The sequence below is a fragment of the Prevotella sp. C561 genome, from assembly GCF_000224595.1.
GTDB classification, from domain to species: Bacteria; Bacteroidota; Bacteroidia; order Bacteroidales; family Bacteroidaceae; genus Prevotella; species Prevotella jejuni.
This window is the reverse complement of sequence record NZ_JH114144.1, coordinates 91,744-112,144: the sequence shown is the minus strand read 5'-3', so window position 1 is coordinate 112,144 and position 20,401 is coordinate 91,744. Positions and strand designations below refer to the sequence as shown.

The 20,401-nt window shown below is 42.7% G+C and carries 10 protein-coding genes; 1 reads left to right on the top strand and 9 read right to left on the bottom strand.

All coding sequences use genetic code 11. From position 1 onward, the window contains the following. Positions 1 to 1,587: 1,587 nt before the first annotated feature. The 8 genes from HMPREF0666_RS07125 to HMPREF0666_RS17305 form a co-directional block, all read right to left on the bottom strand. Positions 1,588 to 2,895, bottom strand: coding sequence for a BACON domain-containing protein (locus HMPREF0666_RS07125; RefSeq protein ID WP_009011707.1), 1,308 nt, complete (start codon positions 2,893 to 2,895; stop codon positions 1,588 to 1,590). 7 nt (positions 2,896 to 2,902) lie between these two features. Continuing rightward, a complete protein-coding gene (locus tag HMPREF0666_RS07120) occupies positions 2,903 to 4,657 on the bottom strand; it encodes a DUF4302 domain-containing protein (protein ID WP_009011706.1) in 1,755 nt (584 codons plus the stop codon). Between the two features lie 18 nt (positions 4,658 to 4,675). Further along, entirely contained in the window at positions 4,676 to 5,623 is a 948-nt protein-coding gene (locus tag HMPREF0666_RS07115) for a putative zinc-binding metallopeptidase (RefSeq protein WP_009011705.1), read from the bottom strand. Positions 5,624 to 5,645: 22 nt separating this feature from the next. Continuing rightward, complete coding sequence (locus HMPREF0666_RS07110) at positions 5,646 to 7,358, bottom strand: RagB/SusD family nutrient uptake outer membrane protein (RefSeq protein ID WP_009011704.1); 1,713 nt, start codon at positions 7,356 to 7,358, stop codon at positions 5,646 to 5,648. A gap of 155 nt (positions 7,359 to 7,513) precedes the next feature. Further along, the gene (locus tag HMPREF0666_RS07105) at positions 7,514 to 10,822 is read right to left on the bottom strand and encodes a SusC/RagA family TonB-linked outer membrane protein (protein WP_009011703.1); all 3,309 of its coding nucleotides are present in this window, start codon (positions 10,820 to 10,822) and stop codon (positions 7,514 to 7,516) included. Between the two features lie 1,285 nt (positions 10,823 to 12,107). Continuing rightward, positions 12,108 to 14,588 (bottom strand): ferrous iron transport protein B, encoded by a 2,481-nt coding sequence (feoB, locus tag HMPREF0666_RS07100; protein WP_009011702.1) that lies wholly within the window; start codon positions 14,586 to 14,588, stop codon positions 12,108 to 12,110. Positions 14,589 to 15,302: 714 nt separating this feature from the next. Then, the gene (locus HMPREF0666_RS07095; RefSeq protein ID WP_009011701.1) at positions 15,303 to 17,954 is read right to left on the bottom strand and encodes a fimbrillin family protein; all 2,652 of its coding nucleotides are present in this window, start codon (positions 17,952 to 17,954) and stop codon (positions 15,303 to 15,305) included. A 51-nt stretch (positions 17,955 to 18,005) separates the two neighbouring features. Then, positions 18,006 to 18,155, bottom strand: coding sequence for a hypothetical protein (locus HMPREF0666_RS17305; protein WP_009011700.1), 150 nt, complete (start codon positions 18,153 to 18,155; stop codon positions 18,006 to 18,008). A gap of 992 nt (positions 18,156 to 19,147) precedes the next feature. Between HMPREF0666_RS17305 and HMPREF0666_RS07090 the strand changes: the two genes are divergently transcribed. Further along, entirely contained in the window at positions 19,148 to 19,570 is a 423-nt protein-coding gene (locus tag HMPREF0666_RS07090) for a DoxX family protein (RefSeq protein ID WP_009011699.1), read from the top strand. Positions 19,571 to 20,066: 496 nt separating this feature from the next. On the opposite strand, the gene HMPREF0666_RS07085 is transcribed toward HMPREF0666_RS07090, so the two are convergent. Further along, the coding region (locus HMPREF0666_RS07085) for an IS30 family transposase (RefSeq protein WP_009011698.1) at positions 20,067 to 20,401 on the bottom strand (335 nt) is incomplete at its 5' end.

Below are 20,401 nucleotides of genomic sequence, written 5' to 3'. Positions count from 1 at the left end.
CCAATAGGGTAACCTCACATATCACGCCCTCCCTGCGGGGGAGGGGTTGGGGAGGGGCCACTGTCTTATGGGTTCGAAACAGTGCGCTAATGAGTTCTGTTAAATCTGTAAGTTCTGTGAGAGAAAAAATCCTCAGCGAGTCTCAAAATGTTCTTTTTCTCACAGAGTACACAGAAGAACAGAACACACAGGGTTTCACAGAGACATTAAGTCAACCGATTACACAGAACCTTACAGCCATCTTTGGCTGTTACGCTCTGTGATATCTGTATGCCGGAGGCCTTCTGTGGACTCGAAACTGTGCGCAAAAAGGGTCTGTCAAATCTGTGAGATCTGTGAGAGAAAAACCTCCCCACGAATTAAACAGTACGCAAAAAGTTTCTGTTAGATCTGTGTGTTCTGTGAGAGAAAAAACTCTGCAGCGTGAGAGAAAAAACCTCTACGAAGTATGCAAGCAACCCAATAGGGGTAACCTCACATATCACGCCCCTCCCTGCGGGGGAGGGGTTGGGGAGGGGCCACTGTCTTATGGGTTCGAAACTGTGCGCAAAAAGTTCCTGTTAGATCTGTGTGTTCTGTGAGAGAAAAAACTCTGCAGCGTGAGAGAAAAAACCTCTACGAAGTATGCAAGCAACCCAATAGGGGTAACCTCACATACTACGCCCCTCGCCATTCGGAGAGGGGTTGGGGGTGAGGCGAGGCCAATAGGGGGTAACCTCACATACTACGCCTATCTCCATTCGGAGAGGGGTTGGGGGTGAGGCCGAACGGGGTTGGGGGTGAGACCACCATCCATTTGTACAGGTGAAAGCGTTACAATGGTGATGATACCTTGATATTCTTGCGTAAAGAACGGCTCATTGGTAAACTGTTTTATCCTAACTTTCGCATTGAATCTTTAGCTTTCTATCACAAAGAGGAAATCTTAAAATATATTTTCCTGTCATTTCTGTCATCCAAAATAACGACGTAACTCAATAAGAAACAGCACGTTAAACCGAAGTGTTAAATGTGACAGCAAAACAAAATAAAACTTATCTTGTATTATACGTAATAACCATACAGTTGTTAGGAGGAGCATTCAACCCTGTGTCAGACGAACAAAAAGAACATAGTAAGCCTGTGTCGGGGAATAAGAGTCAAACCATGCTTGATATATCGAACGAATAATAAGAACATCGGAAGCCTGTGTCGGGGAATAAGAGTCAAACCATGCTTGGTGTAACGAACGAATAATAAGAACATCGGAAGCCTGTGTCGGGGAATAAGAGTCAAACCATGCTTGCTGTATCGAACGAATAATAAGAACATCGGAAGCCTGTGTTAGGGAATAAGAGTCAAACCATGCTTGATGTAACGAACGAAAATAAGAACATTGTAAGCCTGTGTTGGGGAATAAGAGTCAAACCATGCTTGCTGTATCGAACGAATAATAAGAACATAGTAAGCCTGTATTAGGGAATAAATGTCATACCATGCTTGCTGTATCGAGCGAACAAAAAGAATGCCGTAAGCTTGCATTGCGGTAGGAACCACAGCTGCATACTTACGACATTAGCCTTTTTCGGACTTATCTTTTTTACTGTTTTATCTCTTCTTCAAGAATGCTGCAGGCTTAGCACTTGTGCTCAAAGGATGGAAGAGCATCACTGGTTGAAGCATATAGGAAACATTGTTAAAAGTTAGCGTGCGTCCTTGTTGGGCATACTTATAGATAGCGAGTGCATTTCCATTAAATGAACCAATAGGGAAACCCAGTTTTCCTAAAGCATTATAAGACTGGATGTAAGCAGCACTCGCAGCGTTACTCTCAAGGAGACCAGCAACCATACCATCCTCCTTAGAGTAAGTCATTCGTGCTGTCATTGACAGATTAGGTGAAGCATAGATGTCATAGATAGCAGTAACCATTCTCTGGAATTTAGCAAAGTCGTCATCACTCACTTTACCTGCGTTATGTGCTGCCGTCTGCTGTTGGATAAGGTTCATCAATACAGCATAGTGTTTAATATCCCAAAAAGCTGTACGATAGCGATATGACGTATTATCCTTCGTTTGTGTAAGGATATATTCACCACCCTTCAATGTCAGTGAGAGGTCAGCAGGATCAAAATAGAAAAGCATCCTCAAACCTGTATCATCAGAGGCGAAAGACAACTTAGTATCAGATTCCTTCTTAAAAGTACCAACAAACTGAGTAACCAATGAGTTGATATCAGTTGTTGAGCTTGTCATCTTCAACAAGTCATACCCATAGAGACTATACGTTTTACCATCGAAATCATCTATGCTACCCTGCGTTACAGTAATCGTATCACGCTGCTCTTGGTTCTTCAGAACGAGCAAGAAGGTACGAACCTCGCCCGTTGAATTGGCATTAATATGTGCCACAAAAGCAGAGTCCTTATCCTCAACAGATGATACCGCAGAAGCATCAGCAGAATCGGCAAGCACTAAGGCTGGTTCAGCACCCACCTTTGAATAAGGCAACGTAAGGGTTGTATCCTTGTCGCTAACAACAATATTCTTAGCTCCTTTATATTTAAAGACAGCTCCCGACTGCAAGATAGGCAGATTAGTAGAGTCATTCCCATTCTTGATAGTCAACACAGCAGAACGACTGTCGACAGCTGGGTTGTTAGTAACACTGACAACGACCGAGTCATTCAGCAGTTGTGCCGTAGCCCATGAGTCACTGACAGAGACGGTTGAGCCAGCTGGTGCAGTAAACTTCACCCCACCCTTCTGTGCCGCAGCAGAGAAGAAAAGCTTAGAGTTTACCACATTGACAGGATTCTTACGCAAGTAATTACTACCTGCATCATTGTCGTCACTGCAGGCAATAAAGCCTGCAGCAACAGCAAAGAGAATACAAATATTAAATATCTTTCTCATAAAACATTTACTTGTTTAGTTTTACTTGTTTCGCTACTGATGTGCTAAGGGGTACGCTAAAGTCTACATCAAAGCTTGGAAAACGATTTGGCAGATACTGTGGCATCTGTATAGACAGAGTATTGTCGGATGTCTCCTCTGGTAAGATAGCAGGCTTAGCAGATGAGGATGAAGAAGACTTCTTCGTTATCACTGGGTTAATCCACATATCCAACATAGCAAAAAGATTCCCTTCACTAAATGGTTCGCTCGTGTAAGCATTCAGCACAAGGCGATCAGCAGTCAATTTCACATACTTAAGCTGTCCTCCAGCGCTAACGAACAATGGACCACAGAGTGATGCACTGATATCACCACTTTCATTTACAGAGAAGCTAATAAGGTTATAGAAATCTGTATATGTACCCGTACCACGATTTTCATCGATATTAAATGAGTTTGCAATGTAGAAGGTTGCTCTACTATTTCGTATTGTTATCACATTCTGACCACTCTGCATTAAGAACGCTTTTGCGGAAGCCACATAGGTCAATGGGAATACAAAGTCGTCACCATAAGGACTGGAAACATTCAAATAGAACTTACGGTTCGCACCAGAGCCTTCATATCTCAGTCGAGCTTGGCGTGTATTCACCTTGAGAACATCCTTGTTATTGTCACCAGCAACGTATGAAGTCATCTTGAGTTCATAGTAACCCATGAGAGCAGAGAGGTCATATTGCATAACCGCTGCACTTGCTTCATCAATACCATTAGAAATCTTAATCTTAGCACCACGAGCCTTGGTAGCAATCGCGTTGGCATCTACATCGATGGTAAGTGTGTTGCCCTCCTTTGTTAGGTGAACCCATGAAGCGTCACAGCTGACGTTGAGCCAACTAAGATAAGGTATTGTCTTCTTAATTTTCTTAGCACCATTAGAGACATCAATAGTACCAATCAGATTGGCAATAACGTTGACATCAATCTTTGAAGAAGTAGTCTGAACACCGTTACCAGAGAGCTTTGCAGTCTCTTTATCAAAGGTCAAGTCATAGACAACAGCACCATTAATCGTGATAGGTTCGTACAAACGGATTCCCCTATCAGTAAAGGTATAAGCAGACTCAGCTATAGGAGTATTGCCATCATAGATAGCTAACTGACGATTATCCCTATCGGTAATAACGAGCGTGTAACTCTTTCCACCGATACTAAGATTGAAATCAGAGAAAACAAAGAGGTTGGTGAGGTCGGTCACCTGCTCTATATAGTCAGTTGCAGGCTCAGAGAGCTTACGAAGATACATCGTATTCAGCGAACGTTTGCCATGAACCTTGATGTAGTCAGCCTTAATTTCGTCAATAACAAACTCGAAATCGCCTTCCATACCACGATACTCACCCTTCTTTGGAGTAGCATACTTATGAAGGAAAGCATTGTAAGTATCGAACGACAAGACAGGTCCGTCGTCCTCTTTCATCTTATACAATGACTTCACTTCGCCATCATCAGGGTTCTTCTCATAGCGTACGATGGCATCATCATGAGTGAACTTAATAGTATAAGCCACGCCACCATACACCTGATTACTCTGTGGGTAATAGTCTAATACCCATCCATATTGCGATGCAGTCAATGTATCCTGAGCCTTCTGCAGGAACTCTCCCATGCGCTCAGAATAAGGCTTATCAAAGACATTATCCTCCTCAGTCTGACATGACTGAAGGAAGAATGCTGGCAAAGCAAGTAGGAGATATATAAATAATTTAGTTGCTTTCATTATTGTAATCCTTTCTTGTTAGTTAAGACTTGTAAGATTATAACTGCCACTAACAACGTTGTTTTCACGTCTGATAACAGCATCACGCACCTTATCAAGGTCGACATTAAAGGTCTCCTTATAGTAACGTTTGCAAATCTCAAGCTTCTTCTCAAGCGCTTCTACGCCTGGTTGAGGAGCAGGTTTTCCTGTTCCCTGATCCTTGATAGGGTTTCCATTCGCATCAACAAGAGTAGCCTTCTTAATAATAGCATTCCACTGCGCAGGTGTTGAGATAATGTAAGTACTTACCATCTCGGCAAAGTCCTCGCGCTCTTCCTTCTGTGAGTATGCTGAAACGAAACCACGCTTCTCAAAGCCTTCTCCATACGTTTCAGAACTCCATGAGTCATTAACATAACCATTTGGAGTCACCTTACCGAAGTCACGTGGGTAGTCCTTGGTCTGGTTAACGATATGAACAAACTCGTGGTGAATGGTCTTAAGGAAATATTCATCAAGTAGAGGACGATTGGTCTTATACTTATCAATATAGTTAACACCCAAGAGGCGTATCTTCTTTCCACCCTCTGCAGTACCGAGTTTCTGGCTACCACTGTTCTCATATTCGAACTCACCTAAGAAGCTAAAGAGCTTTGGGAAGTAACGACGTGTGAAATCAATGCCTGCAGCTTCGGTATAAGCTTCCACACAGGTGTACTTAATGATATGTGCTAACTCGACTGACTGAGCCGAATCAGCAGGAACGTCATAGTAAGACATGTCTGACTCATTGTCCTCATAACGCCACTGAATCTGAATGTTATAAGGTACTACGAAATTCTTATACAGCCACTTGTCAAAGGCTGTGTCTGCTGTCTTGGAAGACTTGATAACGCTCTCACTTGACAAAGCATCATCTGAACAAGCAGTGAAACCAGCTGCTACTGCTGCCAAGAGCGATAAAGCTAATATGTTATTCTTCATTTCTTAATCCTTTAATTAGCTATTAAAAAGTGTGTGCACCAGCCTGAGCAGGATACTGATTGACAACTGAGAAACCTGGTCCGCTGTAGGCAGAAGGGTTGATGAGTGTTGCATTTGGCACAGCTGTCTTGGTAGGGTTACCTTGAACACCAGCCTCACGAATACTCTGTGGAATCTGAACTGTCTGACGTGGATCGTCCTTCACCAACCAATCAAGGTTCTTAGAAGGTTTGCCATTAGCACCGATGAGTCGACGAGGTATCTCGATGTTGTAACGTCGGATATCCATCCAACGCAAGCCCTGATGTACTGTCTCGATACGACGGAAGTTCAACAAGCACTGCAAGAGTGACTCCTGTACTGACCCTTCAGCATCAATAGCGAAGCGAGGACTGATGTGCTTCTTGAAACTTGGCACCATCTTATCGGCATCAGCGTATGCGTATGGCACTGAATTAAAGTAAGTTTGCACACTTGAAGGCGTCAGCGTCACGCTGGTATTGAAGTAGTTATGCATCCAAGTGTTCATATCTGCACAGGCTGCATCGTTCTGTCCAAGCATGATTTCAGCCTCAGCACGATTGAGCAAAGCCTCATCCATAGTGAAATCAACATTCAGAGTGCGGGGATAACCCGTACCAGTTGTCGTATTGATAATCTGTATCTCACGTGGAAGTTTCATCAACAAAGCAAAGTTAGCTTCACCTTGATTAGCAGTAAATGGCTTCCAGATGGTGTTTGCAGCTGAGCCCCAAATATTATTACTCATAAACAACTCGGTGTTTGCCAAGTAGTTAGTGAGGGTATAACGCTTATTTGATACCCATGGAGCAAGTGCCATACCAGCACTGCTGACACTGGTCTGAACGAGGAGGTTACAACCTGCAGAAGCACTACAATAAGCCTCAGCAATCTTCACAGCCTGGTCTGAATTACTCAAAGGCATAGCCTGCAAAGTTTTATAGTCACGCAGATAAGCTGCAGGATTACTACCCAACAGTTTGTCAGCATATTCCTTTGCTTTCTCCCACTTCTCATAATAAAGATAGAAGCGAGTAGCAAAGGCGTAGGCAGCCTGCTTATTGAAGTGATACTTTGGCACCTCGTATGTATCGTTAATCAATGGTATACCCGCCTCGATATCAGAAGCAATCTTTGCATAGACATCAGCTACCGTACCACGATTACTCTGCTCAGCAGCAGCAGTGAAATCTGCTATTCCGGTTGCATAATAGAGTCCCGGATCAGTCTGACTGGTCTTACCATTATAAGGACGGCAGAACTCATTGGAAAGAATGAAGTGGTTATAAGCACGGAGCAGCAGTGCCTCACCCTTGGAGTTGCTGAGTTGCTCATTCTTTGCACCACCCTGTTCCTCAATAGCAGCCAAAGCCTCATTAGCCTTGTAGACGCCATCATAATATAACATCCACACCTGTTCAGGAGAGTCATTACCTCCCTCTGTCTGCTCTTGCCAGAAGAAGTACTGGTCATTACCACGGCTTCCAAGACTGTTATCACGTCCCATATAGTCCGTATTATCAGACATCCACTCGTTAAAGAGGGTCGGTGTACGGTCTGGATAGGCTGTTACGAGCAGCCCCGCAATCTTCTTTGGTGTATCCAAAGTAGTACGGTTATCTGGCAACGTATCCAATTGGTCAGAACAAGATGCAAGTATCGCCACAGATGCAAGCATCAAACTGCCCATATATATGATATTCTTAATTTTCATATTCGTTCTATATTAAGTTACTTCTGGTGCTGGTTCAGTTTCTTTCACATAGCCTGTCAGTTGTCATCTGACAATCCTCAGTCTTGTTAGGGTTTATTCTTATTATCATTAAAGATAGTGATAATCCCAACAGAACCGCCACCTAAGTTAAAATATTAAAGACCTAATCTCAATGTCAAGGTGAACTGCTTTGGAACTGGTGCAGCCACACCACCTGTATTGAAGAACTCTGGGTCCTGACCATTCAGCTTCTTGTCTGAATAGAACAGGAAGAGATTCGTTGCCTGAAGCTTCAATCCTAAGCTGCTAACGCCAATACTTCTAATCATCGTTGCAGGGAAGTTATAACCCAATGAGATTTCCTTCATACGAATGAAGTCACCCTTTGCGATACGAACATCAGAATAGTTATAAGCATTGTAAGCAATATCCAACTGCGTATTGTTACGGTTCTGACGACGTGAAGCAATCACTGGGATATTCGTAACAGCCTCATCACCACTGTATGCCCAGCGATTACGGAACTCCTTAGGTAGGGCGTCCATATCGTCATAGCGGTTATTGAATATATGGTTCAGTCGAACTTTATTACCAAAGCTATATGTTACGAACACATTGAGGTCCCAGTTCTTATAACGGAAGACGTTACCAAATGAGCCTGTTGTCGTTGGCTCAGCAGGACCTTCGTACTTCAAGTACTTAATCTTCTGCTGGTCGCGTTCTTGAAGGTTAAGGTCTGAGACCGTTCTTCTACCATTCTCGTTCATATATGTTGGTAGACCCTCACCATCAAGTCCTGCGAATGGGATACTAAAGATAGAGTTTGCAGGATAACCAACAAGACTATAACCTGTTCCCTGTACGAGGTCAACGACACGAGCATGGGTGAAGAGACTTGTAATCTCATTATGTGTCCATGAGAAAATGAAGTTTGTTTCCCAACTGAAGTCCTTTGTCTTGATGTTTTGTGTGTTCAATGAGAACTCCACACCATTTGATTTCATTGAAGCAACATTCGCAAGGTTGTAAGAACCCAACTGTGGATGGTTCACGTAACCGATAAGGTCACTATTGCGACGCCAGTAGAAGTCTGATGTAAGATTGATACGGTTATCAAGGAAACCAAAGTCGAAACCAAGGTTGAACTCACGTTTCTTCTCGTAAGTAAGGTTACTATTACCGAACTCCTCATCGTATCCTGTCTCTTGAATAGAGGTGAATGGACGCCAAGGCACTGTTGCTGTGAAGATTGGCAATGAGTTGGTTACAGGAGGACGGTCACCAGTAAGTGAGTAGCTGAGGCGCAATGTTGCATGTGTCAACGCCTGCTTGAACAGCTTACTGAACCAACCTTCCTCGTGTGCATTCCATGCACCAGAAACGTTATAGGTTGGCAGCCAACGAGCTGAGGTAGCCTTACCCAGATAGTTCGTACCTTCATAACGGAAGGTACCCGTTACCTGATAGCGACCCTTATAAGAATAGGTACCCGTACCGAAGTAAGCAAGACTGCGGATGTGGGTATTTGACAAACCATAGTAGTTAGATCCCTGCTCTTGGAACATCTTGAAAGCACGATAGTTCAGCTTTGCAATCTCACCAGCATCGAACATCATACCCCACTCACGGTCGAAGGTTGCCTTACGGTCAACGCTGTTACTCTCCACACCTGCGTAGAGGTTTACGATATGAGTGTCGTTGAATACATCATTATAAGCGGCAGAGAGACGTGTGTCCCAGCCGAAGAAATTGTTACCAGTCCTATCGAGAATACCGCCTTCTTTGAGGATTGACTCTGGAAGAGCAAATGGGTTATCAGGATCAGTATAAAGGTATGGATTCGCGTCACGGATAGTTGTCGTACTCATAGCACGATAAGCCAATGCTTGATTAGAGTTCTCTCGAACGATATGTTCCATCGATGAGGCTGCACTCTTCACTGCTATCAAGGCTGTAAGTTTAACTTTTGTGATAGGCTTATAGTCTACACTGGCCTGAACACGGAAGTCGTGCACATTAAGATCCATATAGTTATTGTCCAACTCATTGAAGATGTTGAACGGAGCATAGTTACGTGTGTAAGACTCGTTAGGGTCGAGAGTACGTGAGGTATTCAGAGAGTAAGAGTAAGGGTTGATGTCGAAAGCACGACTAACAGCACCCGTTGTAGGGTCGATCGTACGGCTCAACGAACCAGGAGCTCTCTGTTTACGATAAGAAGCATTAGCGATAAGGTTCAAGCCTATCTGCTTGTTAATATTATAAGTTGTGTTGATATTACCTGTGTAACGCTGAACACGACTTGACTTATACCATCCTGGATCATACATTGCAGAGAGGGAAGCATAGTACTGACCCTTGTCTGTACCACCAGAAGCACTCACTGAGTGGTTGTGCATGATTGAACTTGAGAAAAGCTGGTCGAACCAGTCTGTGTTACGATACTCTGCAGCGCGCAGATAAGCGTCACGTGCAGCCTGTGTGTTCTCAAGACCGAACTGTCCCTTAGTAGCGTCATACTCAGAGATGAGCTGATACATACGACCATAAACGCCACTTGTAGAGGCGTTAGCGATTTCGGCATAGTTCAAATAGCCCTTCTTCTCCAACTCACGATAAATCTCCATCTGGTCTTGTGAGTTCATGATATTGAAGTTCTTATAGCTTGGCTTCAAACGAAGAGTGTACTCACCGGTATAACTTAAATGGCTCTGACCAGCCTTACCCTTCTTTGTTGTCACAACAATCACACCCGCCATAGCACGAGCACCATAGATAGATGTAGCCGAACCGTCCTTTAATATCTGAAAACTCTCAATGTCGTCAGCATTCAGACCAGCGATAGCAGAAGAAATCAAAGTCTTTGCATCACCTGATGACAACGAACTTGCATCAACATTAGCAATGTCTTCCATGATGACTCCATCAACAACCCACAATGGTTTTGACGAACCAAAGATTGACGTATTACCACGCACACGAATCTTAGGTGCTGTACCGAACGTACCAGACACGTTCTGAACACTCACACCAGCAGCACGACCTTCGAGCGAACGGCTCACATCTGCCATACCATCGAGCTTTGCTTTTGAAGCATCAATCTTTGTTGCAGCACCAGAGAAGAGGCGCTTGTCTTGTTGAGTCATACCAGTTACAACAACCTCATTAAGCTGATGATTGTCATTACTAAGGACAACCTTCATGCCGTCTTTGGCTGCTACGGTCTGCGTGACCATACCAATGTAACTGACTACGAGTTTCTTTCCTGCAGGAACATCAAGTGTGAAATGACCGTCAATATCTGTGACAGTACCCGTCGTAGTACCTTGTACCATGACAGACGCACCGATAACGGCCTCTCCATCGTCCTGAGAAACTACGGTACCATTAATCTTTGTCTGACCAAATGCTGTCCCTAAAGACAGAAGAAGACCAAACAAAAAGAGAGTAAATCTTTTCTCCATAGATCTCTTTTGATTATTATAAATATTATTGTGTAGTTGTTTCGCTAAACGTTACCCTTATGTTTCACAATGAAACATATCATCAGAGATAGGTCGTAAAATCAAATATATTATCACTTTTCAGCTTAATATCTAAAGATTTTTACGCTCAATGGCTGCAAAATTAAGTATTATTTATAAAAAACACAAACCTTTTCTGATTAAAATTACATTTTCTATTAAAATTTAACTGATTACTTACTAAATTCAACAAAATAGTATACAAAACACCTATAATTATTAATCTACGCAATTAAAAGACGAGTTGACAGGTTTAGGAGTATGTTGGGTAGTCCTTTAACTGATTTTTGTTTATGACAAGTAAACTTATTGACAAATTAACAAAGTTCTGTTTTCATTCGGCCTCACCCACAACACCAGCAAGCCTCACCCACAACACCAGCAAGCCACACCCACAACACCAGCAAGTCACACCCACAACACCAGCAAACCACACCCACAACACCAGCAAACCACACCCACAACACCAGCAAGCCACACCCACAACCCCAGCAAGCCACACCCACAACACCTCTTGGCCTCACCCCCAACCCCTCTCCGAATGGAGAGGGGCGTGATTACCGAAATAAACCTATTGTTAGGAATAACAAAACCAAATTCTATCGGCTTTACCACCAAATTCTGTTTATACTTTACACCCAGTCTTTATTTGTCATTATGTTATTCTGTCTTCAAAAAAATCATCTGTCTCCATTTGTCATTATGTCATTCTGTCTTCAAGAATCCCCCTTTCTTCGTCTGTCCCTCTGTTACTCTGTCTCTAAAACATCCTCTGTCTCCATCTGTCACTATGTTATTCTGTCTCTAAAAAAACACTCTGTCATTATATGTCTCTATGTCATTCTGTCTCTAAAAAAAATCTGTCTTTACTCGTCCCTATGTTATTCTGTCTCCAAAACATCCTCTGTCATTATATGTCTTTATGTCATTCTGTCTCTAAAAAAACACTCTGTCTCCATCTGTCCCTATGTTATTCTGTCTCCAAAATATCCTGACTAAAACACGTACAAATGTCTGACAAAAACACTTAAGGATACACATAAAAAGCAAGTCTATAACTCACCGATACTCAGTAAGTTATAGACTGCAAAGAAGAAGACGCCCTTCTTGCCTCAAGAAGGGCGTCTTCAACGTTCAAGAAGGGCATGTTCTTAAACCAAGAAGAGCGTCTTCTTAAATCTTAAAGAGAATGTATAGCTTTTATGTTGTCTGTCTTTTCTTATCATCAGATGAACAACATACCCACTTGGAAGACCACCGCACTGACTATCCAGGCTAAGGCTGTGGTGTATCCAGCAGCAAAGAGCGCCCATCCCCAACTACCTGTTTCACCCTTGATAGCCGCTATCGTTGCTACACAAGGGAAATAGAGCAAGACAAAGAGTAGGAAAGCAAAGGCCGTCAATGTTGCTATAGGCTCTGCTTCCTCATAGCTTACATGGTGCATCGTTGCCACATCCTTTGTTATTAGATTATGTAGTTTGGAGTATTTACCCACCTCACTACTATAACCACTGTCGTCAGAGAAGCTATCATCATTAGAATAGAGCACACCCATTGTTGATGCTACAATCTCCTTCGCACCCATACCTGACAGCAAGCCGACATCCAATTGCCAACTAAAACCTTGTGGACGAAATACGGGTTCGACGGTTTTACCGATTCTGCCGATATAACTCTGCTCCTGTCGAGCCTGTTTCCCCATGTTCGGATCATCTGGAAGAGGGAAATAGCCTAAGGCCCACACGATAATAGAAGCTACGAGAATGATACCTCCCATCTTCTTGAGATACTGCTTACCCTTCTCCCATGTATGGCGACCAATTGCCTTCCATGTTGGGAAACGATAAGGGGGTAGCTCCATCACAAAGGGAGTGTCCTCTCCTTTTACTACAAAGGCAGAGAAGAGACGACTCATCACTACTGCCATCAACACACCTATTATATATAAGGAGAGCATGGCCAGCGAACGATACTTCAAGGCAAAGAACGAGCCTGTAATCATCACATAGATTGGTAGACGAGCCGAACAGCTCATCAAAGGGAGTATCAGCATTGTCACCAACCTGCTCCTCCGGCTTTCTATCGTACGTGTTGCCATCACGGCAGGTACGTTACAACCGAAGCCCATGATAAGTGGGATGAACGACTTACCATGTAGTCCCATCTTGTGCATAAGCCTGTCCATGATGAAGGCGGCACGTGACATATAGCCACAGTCCTCCATATAGGAGATGAAGAAATAGAGTATCAAGATCTGAGGGAGGAATACGATAACGGCACCTACACCACCGATTATACCGTCGACAATCATATCCTTCACCGGACCGTCAGGCATATTCGTAGAGACAAACTGCCCTAACCAGCCCACACCTGCCTCAATCCAGTCCATCGGATACTGTCCGATGACAAAGGTAGCAGTGAACATTACCAACAAGACAAGGAAGAAGATTGGGAAACCAAAGTATTTGTTTGTCAAGACATGGTCGATAACATGGGTGGTCTGATAGGTGTCTTTCTTATCTCCTGTCGAGTAGTTCGCCTCTTTCAGTGCTCCATTAATAAAGCCATACTTGGCATCCATTATCGCAGTCTCGCTGTCATTGCCTGTCTCTTCCTTAACTCTTGCAGCCGCTGTATCACGATGTTTGAATATCTCGACCGAGTCGCCTAACGGACTAATGAGCTGTTCTACATCCTTGTCATGCTCTAACAGTTTGATTGCGAGATAACGGGTTGAATAGCGCCGATAAAGTTCTGGGTACTTCTTCAGGTGCTCTTGCATCTCTTCAATACCATGTTCTATCTCATGACCATGGTTGATATGGATGTGACGAAACTTCAGTGACTCGTCTTCTGTACCTTCATAAACGGCTATTATCTGTCGGAAGAGTTCTTGTACGCCCCTGCCATTGGTGAACACCGTCGGTATCATCGGTATTCCAAAGAGCTCTGAAAGCTTCTGTGCATCAATATGGTCGCCACGTTGTTCTGTCTCGTCATACATGTTAAGGGCACAAACCATACGTATGTGCATATCTATCAACTGGGTTGTCAGATAAAGGTTGCGCTCAAGGTTTGAGGCGTCTATCACATTGATGACGACATCTGGCGTCTTGTCTACCAACTGTTTACGCACATAGAGTTCCTCCGGACTATAAGCCGAAAGACTATAAGTGCCGGGAAGGTCTACGAGGTTGAACTCGTAACCATCAAAGGAAGCATGCCCCACCTTCGCATCTACCGTCACTCCCGAGTAGTTTCCTACTCGCTCGTGTGCACCTGATGCAAAGTTGAAGAGCGATGTCTTACCACAGTTCGGATTACCGACAAGGGCCACATTGATGGTGCGGCTCTTTTGTTCTACGGCATCTGACAGCTTCTCTGGGGTTAGTTCTTTGTCGGTACTATCGTAGGATGTAGAGCCAGCTGATTGCTCACTTTCCTCATACTCTACGTCTTCTACCTGCGCAGGGTCGACTGTGTCGGGCAATACTTCTATCTGGTCGGCCTCGCTATGACGGAGACTAACCTCATAGCCCATAATTTTGTATTTGACAGGGTCGTGCAAAGGCGCATTGAGCAACACCTCAACAGTCTTGCCTTTGATAAATCCCATCTCTATTATTCGTTTCCTAAATCCACCGTGTCCCGATACCTTTACGATAACACCAGTTTCTCCTGTCTTCAATTCTGATAGTTTCATAAGCCTCAATCATCATTTTAATTCTTATCCAAGAATTATCGTTACTTATTCTTAGTTCGCCATGTGTAGCAAGCTACTCGTCTACTTCTTCTCTCGTAGACTCGTCTACTTGTACATATTTGAACAAACAAAGGTAATGAAAAAAACAAGATAGAAAGTGTTTACAAGAAAAATACCTAATAATGGGGATGGCTAACGACCCTAAACAATGGTTTTAGCTGCTCTATTCCTCACTATAATAACAACACAAGAAGTGGCTTTTGCTGTCCTATTCCTATCTATAATAACAACGAGAGATTCGCTTGCTAAAGGAGCTAATAAAATGTCTCTAAGATGACAAGAAACATTACTTAATATACGAAAAAAGTTTTATTTTGTTTTGCTGTCACATTTAACATTTCACGTAACTATACTGCAAACAAGCAAGTTAACATCCCTCTCTGACTGACAGTAATGACAGCAAACTTCGTTTTAGGTTTTTTCTTGGTTATTAGAATATAGCGATAAGAATATACAAAAGGCTCCAGTTCCCATAGTGATTCTAATAGATTTTACCGAGACTAAAGCAGAACACAACAATGAATCACACATCGAGCAGTCGTACAAATCTTACAAAACACAATTCACTATAAACAAAACAACTGCCCCCTACGAATAGAGTGCAGTTGTTGAAAGTATGCAGTCATGACTACAGTCTGCTGCAAAAGATTATGTTTATTCCTTGATAGAGATTACATTAGCACCAGAAGCCATATCTTTAAACATAGGTGAACTTGGATGCTCTGGTCTCACTAATCCCAAAGTTGTAGTATTACCATTCTTCACACCAAATGCAAGAAGACCATAATAACCGTACCACTGCTGAGTAGATGAGAGTGTACCTGGACCCTTCTTCTTCTCAGACGACCAATAGTAGCTATGCCCTGCATCCGTAATCGTAAAGTTTCTCTCACTAAGAATACCCATTGCAGGAACAAAAGCAGCCTTACCATTGTTACCATTGTTAATCTTGGTAAACTCATCCAAACGAGGAACACGGAATCCTGCAGGACTTGGGTCATATACTGTCTTTACGAAAGCATTAGGGTTACGATAACCTACACAGTTATTCACATCCCACAAGTTAAAGTAGGTAGCATGTTCTGCGTGGCTGTAATACTTAGTACCATCACTTTGGTCAGAGAAGTTAATCCACATCCAATCGCCATTTGCTTCTCCCTTTCCTATACCTGAATCATTAGGATCGTATGTACGGAATCTTGCCATCATAAGAGGCATTCTCACAGCCCAGAATGGTAAGAAACCTCTATTGTAACCATTAGGGTCAATACCTGTTGACTGCAATGACATACCATTACTTGGATAGAGTGGATCCTTACGTCCCTGCTGATAGTACATTGCTTCGCCCTCACGCACAAGAGCAGATGCTTTTTGAGTGAACTCAACCTGCGCAGTCTTTCCTGTGCGAGTCTGAGTAACTGTAAGACGAACCTTGCGGTCCTTTTCATAAGTAGTACCATGCCACTCCGTATGACGGAAGCCTAAAGGCTCACGCATAAAGTAGTCTTTGCTGGTATCGATTACATCCTTAGAGGTAATCCAAATGTGCCAACTCCAAAGAACATTATAAGCTCCCAATGTATTTTTTGTAACACCAATAATAACACTTGCCTCCTTCATTTTGTCCTTGTTGACTTTGAACTCAACATTACTACCATTTATTGTTACGTCAGATACAATATCAGGAGTACTGGTCCACAACACTTTAGCACCATCAGCACCTGTAATATATGGACTGTTAATCTCTGAAGCACCCCAGAATTTATTAAAGATATGTTCGCTGGCTGGATAACTTGAAGTATAAGAAGAAGCATTAGTAGCACCATTCTTTATAGCATTACCATATACCATTGGGAATGAATACTTACCACTGGCTGAAACTACATAACAGTTAGCTGTTTCCTGTGGACCATTAACCTTAGAAAGGTCTACTGTACCAGTCGCCTCATGTGCTGCCTTAAGTGCCGCCTCACGCTCTGCCTTATAGTCGTGATAGTCATTGGTAAATGTCATCGTGCGTGCCTCAGCAGACGTACCACCATTACCACTCTCAGAACTCATATCAGCAACCATTGACGGCTTACCCTCTGTCCAAGTAGTACCATCAGCACTGGACTCATACTTTGTAATTGTCCAAGGCTCTGCCTTAGCAGGTCTACCACTTCCTGTCACTTCGCTATAACTTGTAACGGTGAATGGTACGTTGGTCTCATTGTAGTCAAATATATTCTTAGCTGCATTAATTGTTAGAGTAAGTGTTCTATCATCCAAATCCTTTGAATTAGAGATAGTATATGTCTTGGTCGTACCAGCAACCCACTTCTTACCAGTACCACCAATATTGGCTTTCACAGTCTTACCACTTTCAAAAGTAATCAGCACATAAGCGTCATCTGGAATATCCTGAGGAACCATAAAGAAAGTACCGTCACCACCATTCATAATAGAGCCAGCATTTGTTGCTGTACTGAAAGGTGCAGCAGAAAGGTCGAGTTCGAAGGTTTTCTTTGTTGTACCTACTGTCCACGCATTTGTAGCAATATCGTATGTGCCATCGCCTATCACGTTCTTAATTTCAATCTTCGTAACCTTCTGCTTGTAAGTGAGTTCATTACCTACCTTAAACAGAACGGCTGTTGTGGCATGTGAGAACGCAATTGGAATCTTCTGACTTACATAATCATCATAATTGAAAGAGTTTGTGTTTGCTACCAAAAGGTCAAACTGCTTCTTCACATCTGTGTTTGGAGCATAATTCACAACAGGGTTTGTACCAGAAGACGTAGTAACCAATGGGTTAGAACCATCTGTAGCTGGATGAACAGCAAAGAACTTCAACTTTGAAGACTCGCTCTTCTTCCACTTTACAGGATTTACCATTGTACCATCAACGTTCACCTTCTCATTGTAGAGATAGTTAGCAGCTGTACTACCTTCCTTTGTAGCGAAGATAGCAAATGGCTTATCCGAACCAGCAAAGTTGTCATTTGTAGTGATAGTACCACGAGTAGCAGCTGGATGGTATACAGGATTTACTCCCTCTACTGTGGTCTCTAACAACGACAATCCCTCTGCTCCTTCGCCCTCAAGCGGAGTAGAGGCTGTTTCATAGACAGACGGTGCCTTTGTCTTTGGGAGTGAAGATTCAGAGATATTCTGAATATCTGTCACAGCAAAGCTAATACCATCTTCTACTTTTTTCGGTGTTTCCTGCGCTGTATCACTATCGGTACAAGCAGTTACAACAAATGCGGCCAAGCCTATAAGGACAGCCTTCAAAACAAATTTAGAATTTCTTGATTTCATTTCTTAAAACTTAATTTCTTAGGTTTGTTACGGTCTTATTAATACAGGAAATTACTCTCCATCCAAATCCTCTGTTCCTCCATCTTCAAATTCATTTACAGATGGAACGACCCTTGGTTGTGTACCTGATCCTGCCAAAATCGTCTCTGCCTCCACAATGTTATATACATTGATAGTGGGCGAAAAATACTTCTTTTTCATTCTTTTTAATAGTTATCTTTTGTTTTATAAATTACGTTTTCTTGCTCATGTGAGCGATAAAATAGAGGATTGAATAATAGTTATTCTTGTCCTATACAATTGTGACTAAACTGTTTATGTGGCGTAAGAATTATCTTAGTTAGGCATGTTAAGCGGTTACAAAGTTACTACATTTAGTACAGATTATCAATGGAATAGACTTAATGTTTAATGTATTTTAACTACATAAAAATACTATAAGATTTCCAAAAAAGTCACGGAACCTTGGTTTTAGTTGGCTTTTTGGTCAAATAAAAGGTTTTGTCTTATTGCTCACGGACATACCCAAAAGTAGGTATAAACACTGAGATACACGCTCGCTGTGGCATGATTATAATATTACCAATGCTGTTTGGCGAACCATGAGACGACCGACTTTGTAAATATAATTCATCTTCTTCAAACCAGACTACCGTCTTTAAGGATTAAGAATACGCCCTTCTTGCTCGAAGAAGGTGCCCTTCTTGGGTGTAGAAGACGCCCTTCTCCACCCTTGAAAGGCATCTTCTCCTTTACTACTACTTAAATTATTGAATACAAAAGAGTTACGACACCAATAGAGACTACTATCCCCATCCTAAAAGAAGGACACGAACACGTAGTTTTGTAAATATAATTTATCATGAGCAAGAGGGGCGTATTCTGTTTACCTCAGCTTCACAAACGAGATGCAAGCAGCTTCCTAACAATATAATAGACAGACTTTCTGGCACAGAAACAGGGAGAGAGAGCCGAGAGAGGATAGTCGACAAGATACCACATAGATGGTATTTTCATCGTCTTCGACAAACTTTTACAGCGTTTTTAAGGATAGAAAGCAGAATTATCTCTATCTTTGCAACTATAAAAAAGATAAATTCAGTGCGATTAGCCACACACATCTATCCTTATATAGAGGGTGTGAAAGCTGCGCACTACAAGTTGAACAACATAAAAAGAAAGGATTATACGATATGAAAACAGCAGAATTATTATTCCCAAAGGTTGAGAGTACAAAGGCATCCCTCCTTTTGTTGGCATCACGTCTCGTGTTCGGTTTGACCTTTGCGAGCCACGGCCTCGAGAAACTGCAGCATTTCACGGAGACCGCAGCACATTTCCCTGCACCCTTCGGATTGAGTGGTGAGGTAGCTGTAGGACTAAATATTTTCGGTGAGTTGGTATGCGGTTTGGCCTTTGTCTTCGGTTTTCTCACTCGATTAGCACTGTTGCCGATGATATTCACCATGATAGTAGCCTTCACAACCGTCCATGGCGGTTCTGTTAGCGGTGGCGAGTTAGCCTTCCTCTACCTTATCATCTTCGTCCTCTCATGGTTTGCTGGTGCTGGTAGATTCTCAGTTGATGGTATCATCAGAAGCAAATTTTCCCTTTAAGAGGTAACCAGCTTCGTAGCTATTCATCCGTTTACTCTGGGAGAGATGTGCACAAACAGAATAGTAGCCCGTCCCCCTTGTGGGATCAAAACGTTGGCAGAAAAGTTCTTTTAGATTTGTGTACTCTGTGAGAGGAAAACCTCCCCAGCGAGTTGCTTGTGTGTCATCTCATAGGGTGGGGGCATTCTCTTTCTCACAGAATTACACAGAAGAACAGAACACACAAGGTTCAGTGAAGATAGTGGCCCCTCCCCCGTCCCCTCCCCCGAAGGGAAGGGGCGTAATCACCGAGATACCCCTATAAGGAGGATGTGTGTCTCGATCTATTATCTTACTGGCTGTCTTGTAGGGGTAACCTCACATACTACACCCATCCCTGCGGGGGAGGGGTTGGGGAGGGGCCACTATCTTATGGGCTCGAAACGTTGGTAGAAAAGTTCTGTTAAATCTGTGTGCTCTGTGAGAGATAGCGTGAATTCAACAAGCAAGTGCAAATTTACTTAATTAGTTCGTAAAAGCAGTCCTGTGGTGTTTTAAAATCTAATTTCTTTCTTGGCCTCATGTTAATTTTCTTTGAATACTTAGTTATTTGTTGCTGGCTGATATGCTCAAAGGTTTCTTTTTTTGGCACGTATTGCCTAATTAGTCCGTTAGCATTTTCTATAGCGCCTTTCTGCCATGAAGCGTATGGGTCAGCAAAATATATGGTAACACCAAGGCTTTTGGCTATCATTTCATGACAAGCGAATTCTGTACCATTGTCAGTTGTAATAGACTTGATATGGTCTTTGAAAGGAGATAGTAAGTTGATTACAGTTCGTGCCAGTTCTT